The sequence below is a fragment of the Streptomyces sp. NPDC045968 genome, assembly GCF_056430475.1.
On the sequence record NZ_JBWKLF010000007.1, the window covers coordinates 372,521 to 390,953 of the forward strand.

Consider the following 18,433-nt stretch of genomic DNA (forward strand, 5'->3'; position numbering starts at 1 on the left):
GGGGAATCTACGCGGGTCCGGGTCGTTCCGTGCGGCCCGCGCCCGCGCTAGCGTGCGTGACCATGACAGTCGGCGCGATCATGGAGGTTGACGAATGAGCCTGTCCAGACGTGGTTTGCTTCACGCCGGCGGTGCGATGGGAGCCCTCGCGGTCACAGCGGCCGGGACCGGCAGCGCCGCCGCCCGCACGGGCCAGGGGTCCGGGCGCGGTGTCCGCACCGGTTTCGACCGGCTGGCCGCCGACGGCTATCGGCTGCTGGAGGGACAGAAGGTCGGCATCGTCACCAATCCGACCGGGATCACCTCCGACGTGCGCCACGTGGTCGATGTGATGCACCCCGACGACCGGGTGAACCTGACGGCGGTCTTCGGACCCGAGCACGGCTTCCGCGGCACCGCGCAGGCGGGCGGCTCCGAGGGACGCTACGACGACCCGGCGACCGGGCTGCCGGTGTACGACACGTACCTGAAGAGCGGTCAGGCACTCGCCGACATCTTCACCGCCTCGGGTGTGGACACCGTCGTCTTCGACATCCAGGACGCGGGCGCCCGCTTCTACACGTACATCTGGACGCTCTACGACTGCATGCAGGCGGCGGCTCTCGCCGGCAAGCGGTTCGTCGTGCTCGACCGGCCGAACCCGGTGACCGGCCGGGCCGCGCTCGGGCCCGTCCTGGAGCCGGCGTTCGCGACGTTCGTGGGCCGCCGGGAGATCGCCCAGGCGCACGGCATGACGGTCACCGAGCTGGCCCTGCTCTTCAACGCGGAGTTCCTGGCCGAACGGCCGGTGGAGCTGGACATCGTCACCATGTCGGGGTGGCGGCGCAAGGACTTCTTCGACGAGACCGGACTGCCGTGGGTGCCGCCGAGCCCCAACATGCCGACGCCCGAGACCGCCCTCGTCTACTCCGGGACGTGCCTCTTCGAGGGCACGAACCTGTCGGAGGGGCGGGGCACGACCCGCCCGTTCGAACTGCTCGGCGCGGAGGGCGTCGACCGCCGCTGGACGGCCGCCGCCAACGCCCTCGACCTGCCCGGGGTGGCGTTCCGCGAGGCGTACTTCGCGCCGACGTTCTCCAAGTTCCAGGGGAAGACCATCGGCGGCGTGCAGGTGCACGTCCAGGACCGGGCGGTCTTCGACCCGGTCCGTACGGGCATCGCGCTGCTCGTCACGGCGAAGCAGTCCTGGAGCGGTTTCGCGTGGCGCGCGGACAACTGGATCGACAAGCTGACCGGCAACACCCGGGTCCGCACGATGATCGACGCGGGCGCCGGTACGGACGAGGTCGTCGGAGCCTGGGAGGCGGACCTCGCGGCGTTCCGGGCGATCCGAAAGCAGTATCTCCAGTACCGCTGAACCGGGTCCGCCGGGCGGGCTCGCGTGGCGGGCCCGCCCGGCGGTCACGGCCTCCCGCGCCCGTACCGCTTCACGTGCGCCGTCTCAGGCTCTGGACACGTCACTTTTGAATGGAGCCGAATCGGGAAGCCGTACGTCTCACACGTGACGCCGAAGTACGAGTGACGGAGGTGGCAGTGACGTGGCCGGTTTCCGGAGTCTTGCGAGACAGGTCCGCGATCCGCGGGGCGATCTGGCATTGCGGAGATATTCGCTCCGCAAGTGCCTTGAACGATTCGCCCCTTACGGGCACCGGGCGACCTGGGACCATCTGTGCGCCCGCCACGGGATCGAGCCCGAGGACAGGACCCCGGACCCGGCACGGCTGGTGGGCGCGCTGAAGGAACTGGAAGAGGCGCGGGCCGTCTGGCTCGCCTACGAGTCGGGTTTCGCCGAGCGGCGGCGACGGGAGAAGCGCGACGGGCTGCGCCGCCCGGCCTCCTTCGACGACTGGCACCGGCGGACCTGGGGCGGGAATGGCATCGCACGCTGCGAGGACCCGTGCGTGCACCCCTCCGCACCGCTCGCCGAGGTGCTGGGCCGGCTGATCTCGGCGCTGGGATCGACGCCGGGGACCACCTGTCCGGTCTGCGCGGAGAACGGCATCGCCTGGCGGCAGCAGGAGCGGGAGCAGGAGCGGGAGCAGGAGCCGTGGTCGGGGCCGGTGTGCAGCGGCTGCGGGATCCAGGTGCCCCAGCCCGTGCTGACGCCGGGGGCGCTGGCGAAGGCACGGCGGATACGTCTGCGCGACCTGGCGTCGGCGGCCTGAGAGGGGCGCACCCCGCCCTGCGCGGCGAACGGCCGTGCCCGGCGAGCGGCCCGGCCCCGGTGGTGGGGCCGGGGCCCTACCGGCAGTCGCCGTCCGCCGGTGCGGCCTTCCTGCGCTCGGGCATCAGGCGCGAGCCCGCCATCCGCTCGCCGGAGATGTCGTTCGGGTTGGAGAGCACACAGGCTTCCAGTGAGAGGCAGCCGCAGCCGATGCAGTCGGTGAGGTGGTCCCGCAGCTGGCCCAACTGCTTGATGCGCTCGTCCAGTTCGGTGCGCCACGCCTCGGAGAGCCGTGCCCAGTCCTCGCGGTTGGGGGTGCGCTCCTCGGGCAGTTCGGCGAGCGCGTCGCGGATGGTGGCCAGCGGGATGCCGACGCGCTGGGCCGCACGCACGAAGGCGACGCGGCGCAGTGCGTCCCTGGTGTAGCGGCGCTGGTTGCCGCTGGTGCGTCGGCTGCTGATCAGGCCCTTGGCCTCGTAGAAGTGCAGGGCCGAGACTGCGGCGCCGCTACGCGCGGAGAGCTGGCCGACCGTGAGTTCGTTGAGTGTCTGCGGGATCTGTGGCACCTCTCGAACCCTACTGGTCCTCCGTTGACAGGACAGCACTCACCCAAGGATGCTGAGCAAGCGCTTAGACATGCGGCGCATCCCCAGGGCAGAGAGCCGGAAGGCAGGGACCAGGAACATGGCAGAGCCGAAGATCTTCACGTCCGCACAGGAGCTGCGCGACGGAGTGGGTGAGGAGCTGGGCCACAGCGAGTGGCTGGAGATCGAGCAGAAGCGCATCGACCAGTTCGCCGAGGCCACCGGTGACCACCAGTGGATTCACGTGGACCCCGAGCGCGCGGCCGCCGGCCCCTTCGGCACCACGATCGCGCACGGTTATCTGACGCTCTCGCTCCTGCCCGCGCTCGTACCGCAGATCATGCGCGTCGAGGGCATGAAGATGGGCATCAACTACGGCACCAACAAGGTGCGCTTCCCCTCGACCGTCCCGGTGGGCTCCCGCCTGCGCGCCACCGCGGTGCTCAAGAGCGTCGAGGAGGCGGGCGGCGGCGTGCAGGTCACCGCCGTGGTCACCATCGAGCGCGAGGGCGGCGACAAGCCCGCCTGTGTCGCCGAGTCGGTGTCCCGCTACTACTTCTGAGCCGCGACCATCCGCAGGACGAGGTCGGCGTAGAGTGCGCCGACCTCGTCGGGCGTCCGGCTGCCCTGGGCGTTGAACCAGCGCGCCACGTCGATACAGAGGGACAGCACGGCGAGCGTGGTGCCGGGGACGTCGGGGACGTCGAACTCCCCCGCCGCCACGCCTTCGCTGATGATCCGGCGCACCACCGCGTCGCTCTGCCTGCGCAGCTCGATGATCTCGGTGCGGTGCTCGTCGGCGAGCGCGTCGAGTTCGTACTGCACGACCCGCGCCGTGGTGTGCCGTTCGGCGTGCCACCGGACGAAGGACCGCACGGCTCCGGCGAGCCGCTCCGCCGCCGAACCGTCGCCGCCGGCCTCTGCCTCCAGGAGAGCCAGGGCCCGGTCGTGACCGATCCTGCTGATCCGGTGGAGCAGCTCTTCCTTGGTCTTGTAGTGGATGTAGAGGGCGGCCGGGCTCATTCCCGCCCGGCCGGCGATGTCGCGGGTGGTCGTCGCGTGGTACCCGCGCTCGGCAAAGGCTTCGACGGCGGCGACGAGAAGCCGCCGCGCCGCCTCGGGCGTGACCTCGCCCCACGGCGTGTCGTCGCCGGTGTCCTCCGCCGTGCTCATCGTCACTCGCCCCTTCCATCGGCAGGACGAACACCATACCCCGAACCTGAGCAAGCGCTTAGGGTCTGGTGTCAGAGCTTCTGGAAGGGGTCGTGCTCGGCGAGGATCTTCTCCAGCCTGGCCTGGTCGACCCGGCTGACCAGCTGACCCGCCTCCTGACGGTCCCTGATGACCTTGGCCAGGGTGAAGCACGAAGTGACGAGGTAGAGGACGCCGATGGCGAGGAAGGCGCGCACCCAGGCGTCCGCGTCGAGGAAGAAGATCCCGAGGGACACCGAGCCCATCGCCACCCCGAAGGAGGCGACGGCCTGACCGTAGAACGCCGCTGTGCCCTGCTGCTTGACCGAAGTTGTCTCACTCATGTGCCCCAGCTTCGGGGTCGGTGACGCGGACCACATCGGTGCGGATACTCAGCCCGGTACTCAGACGGCCGTTCGAGTGGCGCGCAGGACGAGACGGTGGTCAGAAGGCGGAGACCCCCGTCAGGGCGCGGCCGATGATGAGCTTCTGGATCTGACTGGTGCCCTCGTAGAGCGTCATCACCCGGGCGTCCCTGACCAGCTTGCCGACCGGGTACTCGTCGATGTACCCGTAACCGCCGAAGACCTGGAGGGCGTTGTTGGCCGCCCGGACGGCCGCCTCGGAGGCGAAGAGCTTGGCCGTGGACGCGGCGGTGGCGAAGTCCTGCCCGCGGTCGACGAGGTCGGCGACCCGCCAGGTCAGCATACGGGCCGCGTCGACGTCCACGGAGATGTCGCTGATCAGCTCCTGGACCAGCTGGTAGCCCGCGATGGGCCTGCCGAACTGTTCGCGCTCGCCCGCGTAGCGCACGGCCGCGTCCAGGGCCGCCTGGGCGATACCCACACAGCCGGCCGCGACCGACATCCGGCCCTTGGCCAGCGCCGACATGGCGATGGAGAAACCCTTGCCCTCGGGCCCCATGAGCGCGGAGGCGGGAACGCGGACGTCCTCCAGGATCACCTCGGCGGTGGCCTGGCCGCGCAGGCCGAGCTTGCCGTGGATGGTGCGGCGGGTGAGGCCGGGGGTGTCGGTGGGCACCAGGAAGGCGGAGACGCCCTTGTGGCCGGGGGTGTCGTTGGTGCGGGCGAAGAGGAGCACCACGTCGGCCCAGGTGCCGTTGGTGATGAACATCTTGGTGCCGTTGATGACGTAGTCATCGCCCTCACGCACCGCCTTCGTCGCCAGGTTTCCGGCGTCGGAGCCGGTGCCCGGCTCGGTGAGCCCGAAGCAGCCGATCGCCTCGCCCGAGGTCAGCTCCGGCAGCCACTGCCGCTTCTGCTGCTCGTCGCCCCAGGAGGCGATGGTCTTGGCGACCAGGCCCAGCGAGACGGAGACGATGCCACGCACCGAGGAGTCGCCGCGGCCGAGCTCCTCGGTGACCAGGCAGTACGCCAGGTGGTCACCGCCGGAGCCGCCGTACTCCTCCGGGACGGTCAGCCCGAGGAAGCCGAGAGCCCCCAGCTTCTTCACGATCGACCTGTCGACATTCTCGGCCCGGTCCCACTCGACGACGTGCGGGGTTATCTCGCGCGCCACGAAGTCCACGGCGAGCTGCCTGACCGCTTCCTGTTCCTCGCTCAGCTCCAGGTTCATCCTGCGCCACTCCACTTTTAATTAGCACTGCTAGTTTTTTGCTGGCAGGCCCTACTATGTGCCGCATGGCCCGACCGCGCAAGCCCCTCCTCAGCCGAGAACGCATCATCGAAGCCGCGAGCGCTCTCGTGGACTCCGAGGGGCTCGACGCCGTCTCGACCCGACGCCTCGCCGCCGGACTCGGGGTCAGCGGGCCGTCGCTCTACAACCACTTCCGCAACAAGGACGAGATCCTCGACGCGGTGGCCGACAGCGTCTCCGCGCAGGTCGACCTGTCGATGTTCGACGAGTCCGACCCCCGCGACTGGGCCGCCGCACTCCACGACTGGGCGGTCTCCTACCGCGCGGCCCTCGCCGCGCACCCGCACATCGTTCCCGTACTCGCCCAGGGCCCCGGCCGCCGCCCGGCCGGTCTGCGGGTCGCCGACGCCGCCTTCGGCGGCATGGTCCGCGCGGGCTGGCCGCCCGCCCAGGCGACGTACATCGGCGCGCTGATGCGGTACTTCGTGACCGGCTCGGCCCTCGGTTCCTTCGCCCGCGGCTTCGTCGACGACGAGACGGCGTACGACCCCACCGACTATCCGCACCTGGGCCAGGCCCACCTGCTCGCCGACCGCCGCCAGCAGGTGGACGAGGGCGCCTTCGAGACGGGGCTGCGGGCGCTGCTCGACGGTCTCGCCCTCCAGTACGGGCAGCTGGTGCGCGGCGACGGCACGCTTCGGCGTTCACCGAACCGCGGCTGACGCATCCTGGTCCCATGGCACGTACGACACCCCCCGACCCGGCCGCGCCCCGGCTGGCGGCGCTCGCCGCGCTGCTCGCCGACGAGACCCGCGCCTCGTTCTGCCTCGCACTGCTCGACGGACGCGCCTGGACCGCCGGTGAGCTGGCGCGCCACGCCCAAGTGGCGCCGTCCACCACCAGCGAGCACCTGGGGAAGCTGGTCGCGGGCGGGCTGCTGGCCGAGGAGCGGCAGGGCCGCCACCGCTACGTGCGGCTGGCCGACGAACGTGTCGCCCACCTCGTCGAGGAGCTCGCCGCCCAGGTCGTCCCGGACGGCGGGGACCGGCCGCGGAGCCTGCGCGCCGCGAGTGTCAGCAGCGCGCTGGCCAGGGGCCGCACCTGTTACGACCATCTCGCGGGGCGGCTCGGCATCACGATCACCGACGCGATGACCGTACGGGGGCTGCTGCGGCAGGACACCGGGTTCGCGCTCACCGACGAGGGCCTCGGGTGGTTCGGCTCCCTGGGCATCAGCCTGGAGTCCGCGACCCGCCGGCCGCTCGTACGGGCGTGTCTTGACTGGACGGAGCGCAGGCCGCACCTGGCCGGAACCGCCGGCGCCGCGCTGTGCCGGCACGCGCTGGACACCGGCTGGTGCGTACGCATCGGATCGGGGCGCGCGGTGAAGGCGACGCCCGAAGGGGAACGGGCCCTGGCCGGGCTGCTCGGAATCGAGGCGGCGACTATTCGGTAGGTGCCGAAGCGTCCGGGCCTTACCGTCGAGCCCATGACAACGACACCGACCGCGCCGGCGGCCACCGGGACGATACCCGTCCGTGACTGGCGCGCCCCCGCCGCGGCCTGCACCACGGTCCTGCTCTGGGCGTCCGCCTTCGTCTCCATCCGCAGCGCAGGCGAGGCGTACTCCCCCGGCGCGCTGGCGCTCGGCCGGCTGCTCGCGGGCACGCTGGTGCTGGGCGCGATCTGTCTCGTACGCCGCGAGGGACTGCCTTCCCGGGCCGCCTGGCCCGGGATCGTCGGGTCCGGGCTGCTCTGGTTCGGGCTGTACATGGTGGTGCTCAACTGGGGCGAGCAGGAGGTAGACGCCGGGACGGCCGCGATGGTGGTCAACATCGGACCGATCCTGATCGCGCTGCTGGGCGCCCGGCTGCTCGGTGAGGGGCTGCCGCGCAGACTGCTGGTGGGCATGGGCGTGTCGTTCGCGGGGGCCGCGGTCGTCGGGCTCTCCATGTCGGGACACGGTGGTTCGTCGGTGCTGGGGGTGCTGCTCTGCCTGCTGGCCGCCGTGGCGTACGCGGGTGGTGTGGTGAGCCAGAAGCCCGCGCTGCGGCACGGCACCGCCCTCCAGATCACCACCTTCGGCTGTCTGATCGGTACGGTCGCCTGTCTGCCGTTCTCCGGGGTACTGGTCTCCGAGGCCGCCGACGCTCCCCTGTCGGCCACCCTGAACATGGTGTATCTGGGCGTCTTCCCGACCGCGCTGGCCTTCACCACCTGGGCCTACGCGCTGGCCCGCACCACCGCGGGCCGGATGGGCGCGACCACCTACGCGGTGCCCGCACTCGTGGTGCTGATGTCGTGGCTGCTCCTCGACGAGGTACCCGCACTGCTCACCGTCGCCGGCGGCCTGCTCTGCCTGGCAGGGGTGGCGGTCTCCCGCCGCCGTCCGCAGACTGGCCTGAGGGCGACGCATCCGGCCACGCCGGTGGAGGGACCTCGTCATGACGCGCAACGAGAGCAGGCCGAACGGCCGTAAGGCCGGGCGCAAGCGGGCCAAGCCTCCCGAGAGCGACTCCGCTTCGAGCCCCGACGCGCGGGCGGCGCGCTACGGCGGTCCGTACCTCGACAACTTCGCCGTCGTCGAGAGCGGTGACGACGATCCGGTGCTGGTGACGCCCGACGGGCGTGCCAGGGACGCGTGGCGCGAGGACTACCCGTACGACCGCAAACTGGCCCGCCGGGACTACGAGGAGGCCAAACGCATACTGCAGATCGAGCTGCTCAAGCTCCAGCACTGGGTGAAGGAGCGCGACCAGCGGCTCGTGATCCTCTTCGAAGGGCGGGACGCCGCGGGCAAGGGCGGCACGATCAAGCGGTTCACCGAGCACCTCAACCCCCGCGGCGCGCGTGTGGTGGCACTGGCGAAGCCCACCGAGCGCGAGCGGACGCAGTGGTACTTCCAGCGCTATGTGGCCCATCTGCCGAGCGCCGGGGAGATCGTGCTCTTCGACCGCTCCTGGTACAACCGGGCGGGTGTGGAGCGGGTGATGGGGTTCTGCACCACCCGCGAGTACCTGGAATTCATGCACCAGGCACCGGACTTCGAGCGGATGCTCGCGCGCGACGGCATCCACCTGGTGAAGTTCTGGTTCTCGGTCTCCCGCAACGAGCAGCGCAACCGGTTCATGATCCGGCAGATCGACCCGGTACGACGCTGGAAACTGAGCCCGGTCGACCTCGCCTCGCTGGACAAGTGGGACGCCTACACGGAGGCGAAGGAGCTGATGCTCTTCCACACGGACACGGCGGACTCCCCGTGGACCGTGGTGAAGAGCAACGACAAGAAGCGAGCCCGGCTGGAAGCGATGCGGCACGTGCTGGCCCGCTTCGACTACCCCGGCAAGGACGCGTCGGTGATCGGGGTGCCGGACCCGCTGATCGTGGGTCCGGCCTCCCGGCTCTTCGAGCAGGGCGAGATGGACGCCCGGCTGCTCACTCCAGGACTGGAGGCGGTACGGGAGGGGTCCTAGGCCGCCGCCGCGCGGCAGCGCCTAGAACACCACCAGGGCCCGGCCGCCTTTGCCCGCGATCATGTTGTCGAAGGCCGCCGGGATGCCGTCCAGGGCGATCCGTTCGGTGACCATCATGGAGAGGTCGAAGCGGCCCGCGCGGATGTGCTCGGCCAGGACGGGAAGGTCGCGCTCCGGGTCGCTGTTGCCGTAGACGCAGCCCGTCAGCGACCGGCCCCAGTGGAAGATCTCCAGGGCGTTGAAGGTCACCTGCTGGTCCTTGCCGCCGATGCCGACGACCGTGGTCCGGCCGCCGCGGCGGGTGGCGTCCCAGGCGGCGCGGATGGTGGCCGGGCGGCCGACGCACTCCACCGCGACGTCCGCGCCCTGCCCGCCGGTGAGGCCGCGGACGTCCTTCGCGGTCCGGTCGGAGGCGATGACGTAGTCCGTGGCCCCGGCCTGCCGGGCCAGGTCCTCCTTCTCCGGCGAGACGTCGACGGCGATGATCTTCGACGCGCCGGCGAGCCGGGCGGCCTGGAGCACGGCGAGACCGACCCCGCCGATCCCGAACACGACGACGCTCTCGCCCGCGCGGACCCGGGCGGAGTGGTGGATCGCGCCGTATCCGGTGAGGACCGCGCAGCCGAGCAGGGCCGCGTCGGTGAGCGGAATCCCGGCCGGGGCCGGCAGGACGCAGTTCGCGGCGACGACGGTCTCCTCGGCGAAGGCCGCCACGTTCAGGCCCGGGTGGAGTTCCGTGCCGTCGGCGGTGCGCGCGTGGATGTTGGCCGCGCCCTTCAGCGCGTTGGCGCAGAGCCAGACCTCGCCGATCCCGCAGTGGTGGCAGCTCCCGCAGGACGGCGCCCAGTTGAGGACGACACCGTCGCCGGGGGCCACATGCGTGACGCCCTCACCGACCGCGACGACCGTTCCGGCGCCCTCGTGGCCGAGGACGGCCGGGACCGGGACCCGCATCGTGCCGTTGGAGAGGGACAGGTCGGAGTGGCAGACCCCGGCGGCGGCGAGGCGCACACGCACCTGGCCGGGGCCGGGATCAGGGAGTTCGATGTCGGTGATCTCCAGCGGAGCTCCGACGGCGGGCAGTACGGCGGCGCGGACCACGAACGGTCTCCTCGGTGATCGGGAGGGCGGGGCGAACAGGTCAGAACTGCAGGGACTTCGTCTGGAGGTACTCGGCCAGACCGTGCGGGCCCAGCTCGCGGCCGACGCCGGACTGCTTGTAGCCGCCGAACGGGGCCAGTGGGTTGAACCTGCCGCCGTTGATGTCGACCTGCCCGGTGTCCATCCTGCGGGCGAAGGCCACGGCCGCGGCGTCGTCGGCGGCCCAGACGGCTCCGGCGAGCCCGTACACCGTGTCGTTGGCGATACGGAGAGCGTCGTCGACGTCCTCGTACCTCAGGATCGAGAGGACCGGCCCGAAGATCTCCTCCTGGGCGACGGTCATGCCGGGGGTGACATCGGCGAAGACGGTGGGGCTGACGTAGTAGCCCGTCGCGTGCGGTGCGTCGGGACCGCCGGCGACGAGCCGTGCGCCCTCCTCGATGCCCTTCTCGATGTATCCCCGCACCCGGGCCTGCTGCTTGGCGTTGACGAGGGGGCCGACCCGCCCGCCGGGGACGTACTTGGCGACCGCTGCCGCCGCGAGGGCGACGGCTTCCTCGTACCGCTCGCCGTCGACGAGCATGCGGGTCCACGCGCTGCACGTCTGGCCGGAGTTGGACATCACGTTGGCGACGCCCACGTTGACCGCCTTGGCGAGATCGGCGCCCGGGAGGATCACGTTGGCCGACTTGCCCCCGAGCTCCAGCGCGACGCGCTTGACCGCGGCGCCCGCCGTCGCACCGATCCGCCGGCCGACGGCCGTGGACCCGGTGAACGAGACCAGGTCGACGCCCTCGTGCTCGGCGAGCGCCTGGCCCGCGACCGGGCCGAGACCGGTGACCAGGTTGAAGACCCCGGCGGGCAGGCCCGCCTCCTCGGTGGCCTCGGCGAAGAGCTGGGCGGTGAGCGGGGTGTCCTCGGCCGGCTTGAGGACGACCGTGCAGCCCGCGGCGAGCGCGGGAGCGACCTTGGCGACGATCTGGTGGAGCGGGTAGTTCCAGGGGGTGATGGCGCCGACGACGCCCACGGGCTCCAGCAGGACGGTGGAGTTGCCCAGCTTCTCCTCGAAGGAGTACGTGGCGGCCAGCTCGGCGTACGAACCGGCGACCAGGACGGGCACCGCGGCGTGTACCGCCTGCGAGAGGGCGAGCGGTGCGCCCAGCTCCGCCGTGATGGTCTCCGCGATCTCGTCCTTCCGCGCGGCCAGGACGTCACGCAGGGCGGCGATCCGCGCGGCGCGCTCGGCGGGCGCGGTGGCGGCCCAGCCGGGGAACGCGCCGCGGGCCGCGCGGACCGCCGCGTCGACGTCCGCCGCGGTGCCCGCCGGGACGTGGCCGATGACCTGCTCGTCCGCCGGATTCACGACCGCGATCGTGTCCGGCCCCTCGGCCGGACGCCACTGGCCGCCGATGTACATCCCGTCATGGGCCTTCATGAGTTTCCTCCCGGGCTCGCGCTGCGTACCGCCGAAGTCGTCCGGCGTACGGCCGCCGTCCGACCCCAAACTAGCGCCGTTAGTTTTTGGGCGCCAGGGACCGGCCGGAGACGCCCGTCACTCCGTGGCCCGCCGGACGGCGGACCGTTCACGCGCCATTGGCTCCCCGGCCCAGCAATTCCCCGGTGACGGCCGCCTCCTGGCGTCCCGGATCAGCCCCCTCCGCTCCTGTCGGGCGCCCGCGACCTCCGCCACAGCGCTTGAGGACAAGCGCCGGGCCCGGGCCGCGCCACCCCTACACGTCCAGCCCCGGCACATCCCCCGGCAGCGGGCAGATCCGTCTCCCGTGGTGGTCGAAGACGTACAGGTGCGCCAGGTCGACCAGCAGCGGCACCTGCCCGCCCCTGCGCAGCCGCATGTCGGGCCCGGTGCGGACCACGAGGTCACCGGCCGTGAGCGCCGGACGGTCGGGGCCGCGCGGGGCACTCCGCTCGGGGCCCGGTTCGTCGAGGACGACGACGGGTCCGCTGACGTGCCCCGTGGCGCGCTCGCGGAGCCGCTCCAGCATCCCCGCCCCCATACCGCCGCCGCCCGCGCGACGCCGCCGCACACCCGGCCGCGGCCGGGCCGATTCCAGCTCCGGCACCACGGCCGGCTGGGAGCCGGTGTTGAGGTGGACGAGCGCCTCGTGCCCCTGGTACTCCACGTGCTCGACGATGCCACTGAGGGCGACCTCGCCGGGACGGGCGTGGCTGGGCGGCGCGATCCGCACCGCCTCGGAGCGCAGGCCCACGATGATCTCCCGGCCCTGCTGGATGCGGAGCAACTGGTGGTCCGGGCTGAGCGGTTCGGGCAGCGCGAGCCGCTGCCGGCCGAGGTCGATCGACATGCGCCCCTCCAGCGGGGCGTGGACCACGGCCCGGAGCAGATTGATGCGCGGGGTGCCGATGAAGGCGGCGACGAACACGTTCTCCGGCAGCGCGTAGACCGCGCGCGGTGTGCTCACCTGCTGGAGCACTCCTCCGCGCATCACGGCCACCCGGTCCCCGAGCGACATCGCCTCCGCCTGGTCGTGCGTCACGTACACCGTGGTGACGCCCAACTCCTCCGTCAGATGCGCTATTTCGGCCCGCAGGTGGTTGCGCAGCTTCGCGTCGAGATTGGAGAGCGGCTCGTCCATCAGGAAGGCGGACGGCCTGCGCGAGATGGCCCGCCCCATGGCGACGCGCTGGCGTTCGCCGCCGGAGAGCTGGGCCGGGTAGCGGTCGAGCACGCTCTCGATACCCAGCATGCGGGCCGTGGACTCGATGCGTTCGCTGTTGTCCTGCCGGGGATTCTCCAGCTTCAGCGGGAAGCCGATATTGGCTCGATTGGTCATGCTCGGGTAGAGCGCGAAGTTCTGGAACACCATGGCCATGCCGCGTTCGCGCGGGGTCATGTGATTCGCCGGTTCACCGTCGAGCAGCAGCGCTCCGTCGGTGATCTCCTCCAGGCCCGCGATCATGCGGAGCACGGTCGACTTCCCGCAGCCCGAGGGGCCCAGCAGTACCACGAACTCCCCGGGCTCGATGGAGAGCGAGAAGCGGTCGACAGCGCGCGGAGCCCGTCCGTACGCCTTGCTGACATGGTGCAGGGAGATGGCGCGAGTCATGGGGTGTCCGCCCGGCAGGGTAAAGGGAACGCGCGGCAGGGAGCGGCGGCGTGGCCTGAAGTTAGCCCACTGGACGGGGTGTGGGAATGACTCGCGCGAAGGTTGGGAAGAGCGGCCCGCGGCGGGCCGCAAGTGTCAGACGGGGTTCCGCTTCGTGGGGGTGCGTGCGGTGCGCCGCGCGGGCCCGGCGGGCTCCGTCCCGGGGGGCCGGGCGCGACCGCCCCGTACACCGAGGCCCGCCGCGCCGAGGAGCAGCGCTCCGAGCATGACGAACGGCGCCGCGGTCCCCGCGAATCCCGCGACCAGTCCGGCGGACGCCGGCGCCGCCACCTGCCCGAGCCGGTTTCCGGTCAGCCGCAGGGCGAGCGCCGTGGAGCGGGCCCGCTCCGGGGCCGCCTGGACGACCGTGGTCATGGACAGGGGCTGCCCGGCACCGAGGCAGAAGCCGAGCACGGCGAGCATCACGGCGAGCACCCATACCGGGACGGGCAGGGCGATGCCCGCGCAGAGGAGACCGGCGAGCAGACAGGTCGTGGTGAGCAGGGCGGTGCGGCCGAGGAGCCGGAGCATCGGCGTCATCGCCAGACGGCACGCGATCGTGGCGGCGGCCCGGAGGCTGAGGAGCAGTCCGATGGTGGCGGGCGCGATGGACCGCTGCTCGCCGACGACGGGCAGGTAGGCCGTGAGGATGTCGGTGGCGGAGAGCACGGCGAGGCTGATGAAGATGCCCGCGGGTACCCCTCGGGTACGCAGGATGCGGCCGACGGGCACCTTCGCCTCCCGGTCCCCGCGGGGCCGGGAGGGGGCGCGGTGTTCGATGCGCCAGAGGGAGACGAAGGAGAGGGCGGCCACAGCCGCCGAGACGACGAGGGCGAGTGCGCTCGTACGGGCCATGGCACCGTCACCCGCCGAGATGACGTATCCCGCGGCGATCGGGCCGATGAGCTGGCCGAGCGAGGCCCCGATGGTGAAGTGCCCGAAGTTGCGGTCCTGTTCGGCGGGGGCCGACTGCCGGGCGACGATGGACTGCGCGCCGATCACGAAACAGAGATGACCGAGCCCCATCACTCCGCTCCAGGCCGCCATCGCCGGGAGGGAGCCCGCCGTACCGCTGAGCGCACAGCCGCCCGCGATCAGGACCACACCGAGCGGCAGCAGGGGGGCGCACCGGCCGTGGTCCGTGCGGCGGCCCAGAGGCACGGCGGCGAAGAGCGGAAGGAGCGCGTACACACCCGTGATCACACCGATCGCCTGCTCGTCCGCACCGAGCGAAAGGGCCCGGTAGGAGACGGCGGGCCGCGCCATCGACACGGCCCCCTGCGCGAACGAGAAGGCGATGACGAGGCGCAGCAGCCAGCCCCTGCCGGGCCCGGATCGGGCGTCCATCAGATGATGCCGAAGAGGATTCCGGCGCCGAGCACCACCAGCGAGGTGAGCGCGGCCCACTTGACGGTGAACTTGGTGTGGTCGCCGAACTCGACCTTCGCCATGCCGACGAGGACGTAGACGGCGGGGACCAGCGGGGACGACATGTGGAGTGCCTGGCCGACCAGGGAGGCGCGGGCGATCTCCAGCGGGGAGACGCCGTGGGCGGCACCCGCCTCGGCAAGGACGGGGACGACGCCGAAGTAGAAGCCGTCGTTGGACATGAAGTACGTCAGCGGAAGGCTCAGTACACCGGTGACGATCGCCATGTGCGGGCCCATGCCCTCGGGGATGGCGCTGACGAGCCAGTCGGCCATGTGCTCGACCATGCCGGTGCCGGTGAGGACGCCGGTGAAGACGGCCGCGGCGAAGACCATGCCGGAGACGTTGAGGACGTTGTCGGCGTGGGCGGCGATACGGGCCCGCTGGTCGGGCATGTGGGGGAAGTTGACCGTGAGGGCGAGCGCGGCGCCGAGCAGGAAGAGCACCGGGATCGGCATCAGTTCCATGATCATCGCGGTCAGCAGGGCGACGGTGAGCCCGGCGTTGAACCAGTAGAGCCTGGGTCGCAGCGTGGCGCGGTCGGGGTCGAGGCCCTTGAACTCCTCGTCGTCACCGTCGTCACCGTCGTCACCGGCGCCGCTCCCGGCTGCCGGCGGTTCGGCGTCCGCACCCGTGCCCGTACCAGTGGAGCCGGAGCCCTTGCGGAGCCGGTCACTGCCGCCGCCCGCTCCGACCAGGACCGTCTCGGACTCCGTCTCCGTGACGAGCACGTCGTCCAGGGAGAGCGTGCCGAGCCGCTTGCGCTCACGGCGTCCGAGCACGAACGCCAGGACGAAGACGGCGAGCAGTCCGACGGCAAGCGCCGGGATCATCGGCACGAAGATGTCGCCCGCGTCCAGCTTGAGTGCGGTCGCGGCGCGGGCGGTGGGTCCGCCCCAGGGGAGGGTGTTCATGACACCGTTCGCGGTGGCAGCCACACCGGTCATCACGACCAGGCTCATCTTGAGGCGCTTGTAGAGCGGATACATCGCCGAGACGGTGATCATGAAGGTGGTGGAGCCGTCGCCGTCCAGCGAGACGATCGCGGCCAGCACCGCCGTTCCGACGACGATCCGCAGCGGGTCCGCCTTGCAGAACCGCAGGATGCCCCGGACGATCGGGTCGAAGAGGCCGACGTCGATCATCACGCCGAAGTAGACGATGGCGAACATGAGCATCGCGGCGGTCGGCGCGAGATTGCCGACGCCTTCGATGACGTAGTCGCCGAGCTTCGCTCCCTGCCCGACGGCGACGCAGAACAGTGCGGGGATCAGGACCAGCGCCGCGATCGGCGACATCTTCTTCGTCATGATCAGGACCAGGAAGGTCGCGATCATGGCGAATCCGAGGATTGTCAGCATGTGGGGTACCTAACGTTCACCTTTGAACTCCCACCGGAGTCGGCGGTCCGGATGACGTTAGGGCTCCCCTCACGGCGTTAACAAGATGTTGACGTGCGAGCAATACGAGCAAAACCCCAGGTCAACGAGTTGATGCTAGGCAATGGCGGTCACCGACACCGGTACGGCGTTGAGCACGGCGGTGCCGGACAGAGGGTCGAGGAGCGTGCCGTCGAGCAGCTGGTTCACATTGACGCCGGGGGCGGCCGAGGCGACGGACATCCGGGTGCCGGGCCGGCTGTGCCCCCAGCCGTGCGGGAGGCTCACCACCCCTGTCCGTACCGCGTCCGTGATCTCCACCGGCGCCTCGATCTCACCTCCGGCCGCCTTGATACGGGCGGTGGCGCCGTCCACGAGACCGAGCCGGGCCGCGTCCTCGGGGTGGATCTGGAGTGTGCAGACGTTCGAGCCCCCGGTCAGGGCGGCGACGTTGTGCATCCAGCTGTTGTTGGAGCGCAGATGCCGTCGGCCGACGAGGACGAGTCCGGCCGGTTCCTGGTCCAGCGCCCGTCGCAGGCGGGGCAGATCGGCGGCGATCGGTGCGGGGAAGAGTTCGATGCGCCCGCTGCGGGTCTTCAGGAGCTGCGGAACGCGGGGCTCCAGCGGGCCGAGGTCGATGCCGTGCGGATGGGCGAGGAGCTGTTCCAGGGTGAGGGCGTACGGGCCGAGGCGCAGCATCAGGTCGAGGCGCCGCTCGGGTCCGCTCACGCCGGACAGTTCGCCCGCGAGCTCCTTCGGCGCCCCGGCGGCGGCGAGGGCGGTGTCGATGACCAGGTCGTCGACCGCGTGCGGCGGAGCGCCGTGCATCCCGCCCACGGCGAGGACGAGCCGGGCGAGGATCTCGCTCTCGTCCATCCGGTCCGCCTCCAGGGGCACGGCGGGGCGGGTGTAGCGCACCTGGTTGCGCACGGCGAAGGAGTTGAACGCGAAGTCGTAGTGGGCGCTCTGCGAGGGCGGGGGCGGCGGCAGGACGACATCGGCGTGGCGTGAGGTCTCGTTGAGGTACGGGTCGACGCTGACCATGAAGTCGAGCCCGTCGGAGAGCGCCCGGTCGAGGCGGTCGCCGTCGGGAGCGGAGAGCACGGGGTTGGCGGCGAGCACGAGCAGGGCGCGGATACGGCCCTCCCCCGGCGTATCGATCTCCTCGGAGAGCGCGGCGATGGGGAGTTCGCCCTTGGCCTCGGGGTGCCCGGAGACCCGGCTCGCCCAGCGGCCGAGCGCGAAGCCCTTGCCGGGTGCGGCGGGGCGGGGCGCCCGCGCGGTGGCGGAGAGGGGGAAGAGTGCGCCACCGGGCCGGTCGAGGTTGCCGGTGAGGATGTTGAGGACGTCGACGAGCCAGCTGGCGAGCGTGCCGTGCTCGACCGTGCAGCTGCCGATGCGCGCGTACACGGCGGCGGTGGGGGCGGCGGCGAGTTCGCGGGCGAGTGTACGGATGGTGGTGGCGTCGATGTCGCAGGCCGCGGTGACCGCTTCCGGGGTGAAGTCCTTGAGGGCTTCGGTGAGTTCGTCCAGACCGTCGAGGTGCTCGGCGAGCGGGCCCGGGTCGGCGAGCTTCTCCTCGACGAGGACGTGGGCGAGCGCGGCGAGGAGCAGGGCGTCGGCGCCGGGCCGGATCGCGAGGTGGCGGTCGGCGAGCCGCGCGGTCCGGGTGCGGCGCGGGTCGATGACGGTGAGGGTGCCGCCGCGTCGCCGCAACGCCTTCAGCTTGCCCGGGAAGTCGGGGGCGGTGCAGAGGCTGCCGTTGGATTCGAGCGGGTTGGCGCCGATGAGCAGCAGATGGCCGGTGCGGTCGAGGTCGGGCACCGCGATGGCGTTGGCGTCCCCGAAGAGCAGTCCGGAGGCGACGTGCTTGGGCATCTGGTCGAGGGTGCTCGCGGTGAAGACGTTGCGTGTGCGGAGCGTCTTGAGCAGGACGGGCGGGTAGAGCGCGCCGGCCATCGTGTGCACGTTCGGGTTGCCGAGGACGACTCCGACGCTCTGCGGACCGTGCTCCTCGATCAGCGCAGGGACACGGGCGGCGATCGTGTCGAACGCCTCTTCCCAGCTCGCCTCCCGCAGGACCCCGTCCGTACGGACGAGGGGGGTGCGCAGCCGGTCGGGGTCGGCGTCGAGCCCTCCGAAGGCGGCCCCTTTGGGACAGATGAACCCCTGGCTGAAGACATCGTCCCGGTCACCCCTGGCGCCGGTGACGGACGTCCCCTCGATGGTGAGGGTGAGTCCGCAGGTGGCCTCGCAGAGGGGACAGATACGCAGAGCGGTACGGGAGTTGGTGGACACGGGTCCTCCCCGGTGAGCGACGGCGGCACGCGGACAGGGGTGAGCATACCGACCGGTACGGATGGTGGGGAGG

At 71.4% G+C, this 18,433-nt stretch carries 17 protein-coding genes; 7 read left to right on the top strand and 10 right to left on the bottom strand.

The annotated features are described in order from the left end of the window. Window positions 1–94: 94 nt before the first annotated feature. Window positions 95–1,357 carry an exo-beta-N-acetylmuramidase NamZ family protein gene (locus AC07FA_RS22220; RefSeq protein ID WP_479077657.1) on the top strand — a complete coding sequence of 421 codons (1,263 nt, stop codon included), beginning with the start codon at window positions 95–97 and terminating at the stop codon, window positions 1,355–1,357. 181 nt (window positions 1,358–1,538) lie between these two features. Continuing rightward, on the top strand, window positions 1,539–2,165 hold the full coding sequence (locus tag AC07FA_RS22225) for a hypothetical protein (protein WP_479077659.1): 627 nt from the start codon (window positions 1,539–1,541) through the stop codon (window positions 2,163–2,165). Between the two features lie 76 nt (window positions 2,166–2,241). Here AC07FA_RS22225 and soxR read toward each other — a convergent pair whose 3' ends face one another. After that, a complete protein-coding gene (gene soxR / locus AC07FA_RS22230) occupies window positions 2,242–2,730 on the bottom strand; it encodes a redox-sensitive transcriptional activator SoxR (protein ID WP_479077660.1) in 489 nt (162 codons plus the stop codon). Between the two features lie 118 nt (window positions 2,731–2,848). On the opposite strand from soxR, the gene AC07FA_RS22235 reads away from it, so the two are divergent. Then, complete coding sequence (locus AC07FA_RS22235; protein WP_479077661.1) at window positions 2,849–3,310, top strand: MaoC family dehydratase; 462 nt, start codon at window positions 2,849–2,851, stop codon at window positions 3,308–3,310. Here AC07FA_RS22235 and AC07FA_RS22240 read toward each other — a convergent pair. The 3 genes from AC07FA_RS22240 to AC07FA_RS22250 all read right to left on the bottom strand — a co-directional run bounded on the left by AC07FA_RS22240 (window position 3,301) and on the right by AC07FA_RS22250 (window position 5,535). Beyond that, window positions 3,301–3,921 (bottom strand): TetR/AcrR family transcriptional regulator, encoded by a 621-nt coding sequence (locus AC07FA_RS22240; RefSeq protein WP_479077662.1) that lies wholly within the window; start codon window positions 3,919–3,921, stop codon window positions 3,301–3,303. The two genes, AC07FA_RS22235 and AC07FA_RS22240, sit on opposite strands and share 10 nt — an antisense overlap. A gap of 71 nt (window positions 3,922–3,992) precedes the next feature. Further along, window positions 3,993–4,283, bottom strand: coding sequence for a YiaA/YiaB family inner membrane protein (locus tag AC07FA_RS22245; protein WP_479077663.1), 291 nt, complete (start codon window positions 4,281–4,283; stop codon window positions 3,993–3,995). 100 nt (window positions 4,284–4,383) lie between these two features. Next, window positions 4,384–5,535 (bottom strand): acyl-CoA dehydrogenase family protein, encoded by a 1,152-nt coding sequence (locus AC07FA_RS22250; RefSeq protein WP_479077665.1) that lies wholly within the window; start codon window positions 5,533–5,535, stop codon window positions 4,384–4,386. A gap of 65 nt (window positions 5,536–5,600) precedes the next feature. Between AC07FA_RS22250 and AC07FA_RS22255 the strand changes: the two genes are divergently transcribed. The 4 genes from AC07FA_RS22255 to ppk2 are packed head-to-tail and all read left to right on the top strand — an operon-like array spanning window position 5,601 to window position 9,029. Then, on the top strand, window positions 5,601–6,278 hold the full coding sequence (locus AC07FA_RS22255; RefSeq protein WP_479077667.1) for a TetR/AcrR family transcriptional regulator: 678 nt from the start codon (window positions 5,601–5,603) through the stop codon (window positions 6,276–6,278). Between the two features lie 14 nt (window positions 6,279–6,292). Continuing rightward, a complete protein-coding gene (locus tag AC07FA_RS22260) occupies window positions 6,293–7,012 on the top strand; it encodes an ArsR/SmtB family transcription factor (protein WP_479077668.1) in 720 nt (239 codons plus the stop codon). A gap of 33 nt (window positions 7,013–7,045) precedes the next feature. Further along, the gene (locus tag AC07FA_RS22265) at window positions 7,046–8,035 is read left to right on the top strand and encodes a DMT family transporter (protein WP_479077669.1); all 990 of its coding nucleotides are present in this window, start codon (window positions 7,046–7,048) and stop codon (window positions 8,033–8,035) included. Then, window positions 8,001–9,029, top strand: a complete 1,029-nt coding sequence (gene ppk2 / locus AC07FA_RS22270; protein ID WP_479077670.1) for a polyphosphate kinase 2 — start codon at window positions 8,001–8,003, stop codon at window positions 9,027–9,029. Before AC07FA_RS22265 ends, ppk2 begins: the two co-directional genes overlap by 35 nt. Window positions 9,030–9,050: 21 nt before the next feature. Here ppk2 and AC07FA_RS22275 read toward each other — a convergent pair whose 3' ends face one another. From AC07FA_RS22275 to AC07FA_RS22300, 6 genes are all read right to left on the bottom strand, one after another. Further along, entirely contained in the window at window positions 9,051–10,130 is a 1,080-nt protein-coding gene (locus AC07FA_RS22275) for a Zn-dependent alcohol dehydrogenase (RefSeq protein WP_479077671.1), read from the bottom strand. Window positions 10,131–10,170: 40 nt separating this feature from the next. Then, window positions 10,171–11,565, bottom strand: a complete 1,395-nt coding sequence (locus tag AC07FA_RS22280; RefSeq protein WP_479077672.1) for an aldehyde dehydrogenase family protein — start codon at window positions 11,563–11,565, stop codon at window positions 10,171–10,173. A gap of 295 nt (window positions 11,566–11,860) precedes the next feature. Beyond that, window positions 11,861–13,216, bottom strand: coding sequence for an ABC transporter ATP-binding protein (locus AC07FA_RS22285; RefSeq protein ID WP_479077674.1), 1,356 nt, complete (start codon window positions 13,214–13,216; stop codon window positions 11,861–11,863). A gap of 135 nt (window positions 13,217–13,351) precedes the next feature. Further along, window positions 13,352–14,602: an MFS transporter gene (locus AC07FA_RS22290; RefSeq protein ID WP_479077675.1), complete on the bottom strand. Its 1,251-nt coding sequence runs from the start codon at window positions 14,600–14,602 to the stop codon at window positions 13,352–13,354. Next, the gene (locus AC07FA_RS22295; RefSeq protein ID WP_479077677.1) at window positions 14,602–16,044 is read right to left on the bottom strand and encodes a CitMHS family transporter; all 1,443 of its coding nucleotides are present in this window, start codon (window positions 16,042–16,044) and stop codon (window positions 14,602–14,604) included. The genes AC07FA_RS22290 and AC07FA_RS22295 overlap by 1 nt, the downstream gene beginning before the upstream one ends. A gap of 135 nt (window positions 16,045–16,179) precedes the next feature. Next, window positions 16,180–18,360 (bottom strand): molybdopterin oxidoreductase family protein, encoded by a 2,181-nt coding sequence (locus AC07FA_RS22300; protein WP_479077678.1) that lies wholly within the window; start codon window positions 18,358–18,360, stop codon window positions 16,180–16,182. Window positions 18,361–18,433 lie beyond the last annotated feature (73 nt).

Bases quoted from the DNA above. Each gene is read 5' to 3' on its own strand.
- AC07FA_RS22220 (WP_479077657.1), top strand. From the start codon at position 95: ATGAGCCTGTCCAGACGTGGTTTGCTTCACGCCGGCGGTGCGATGGGA.
- AC07FA_RS22235 (WP_479077661.1), top strand. From the start codon at position 2,849: ATGGCAGAGCCGAAGATCTTCACGTCCGCACAGGAGCTGCGCGACGGA.
- AC07FA_RS22240 (WP_479077662.1), bottom strand. From the start codon at position 3,921: ATGAGCACGGCGGAGGACACCGGCGACGACACGCCGTGGGGCGAGGTC.
- AC07FA_RS22245 (WP_479077663.1), bottom strand. From the start codon at position 4,283: ATGAGTGAGACAACTTCGGTCAAGCAGCAGGGCACAGCGGCGTTCTAC.
- AC07FA_RS22250 (WP_479077665.1), bottom strand. From the start codon at position 5,535: ATGAACCTGGAGCTGAGCGAGGAACAGGAAGCGGTCAGGCAGCTCGCC.
- AC07FA_RS22255 (WP_479077667.1), top strand. From the start codon at position 5,601: ATGGCCCGACCGCGCAAGCCCCTCCTCAGCCGAGAACGCATCATCGAA.
- AC07FA_RS22260 (WP_479077668.1), top strand. From the start codon at position 6,293: ATGGCACGTACGACACCCCCCGACCCGGCCGCGCCCCGGCTGGCGGCG.
- AC07FA_RS22265 (WP_479077669.1), top strand. From the start codon at position 7,046: ATGACAACGACACCGACCGCGCCGGCGGCCACCGGGACGATACCCGTC.
- ppk2 (WP_479077670.1), top strand. From the start codon at position 8,001: ATGACGCGCAACGAGAGCAGGCCGAACGGCCGTAAGGCCGGGCGCAAG.
- AC07FA_RS22280 (WP_479077672.1), bottom strand. From the start codon at position 11,565: ATGAAGGCCCATGACGGGATGTACATCGGCGGCCAGTGGCGTCCGGCC.
- AC07FA_RS22285 (WP_479077674.1), bottom strand. From the start codon at position 13,216: ATGACTCGCGCCATCTCCCTGCACCATGTCAGCAAGGCGTACGGACGG.
- AC07FA_RS22290 (WP_479077675.1), bottom strand. From the start codon at position 14,602: ATGGACGCCCGATCCGGGCCCGGCAGGGGCTGGCTGCTGCGCCTCGTC.
- AC07FA_RS22295 (WP_479077677.1), bottom strand. From the start codon at position 16,044: ATGCTGACAATCCTCGGATTCGCCATGATCGCGACCTTCCTGGTCCTG.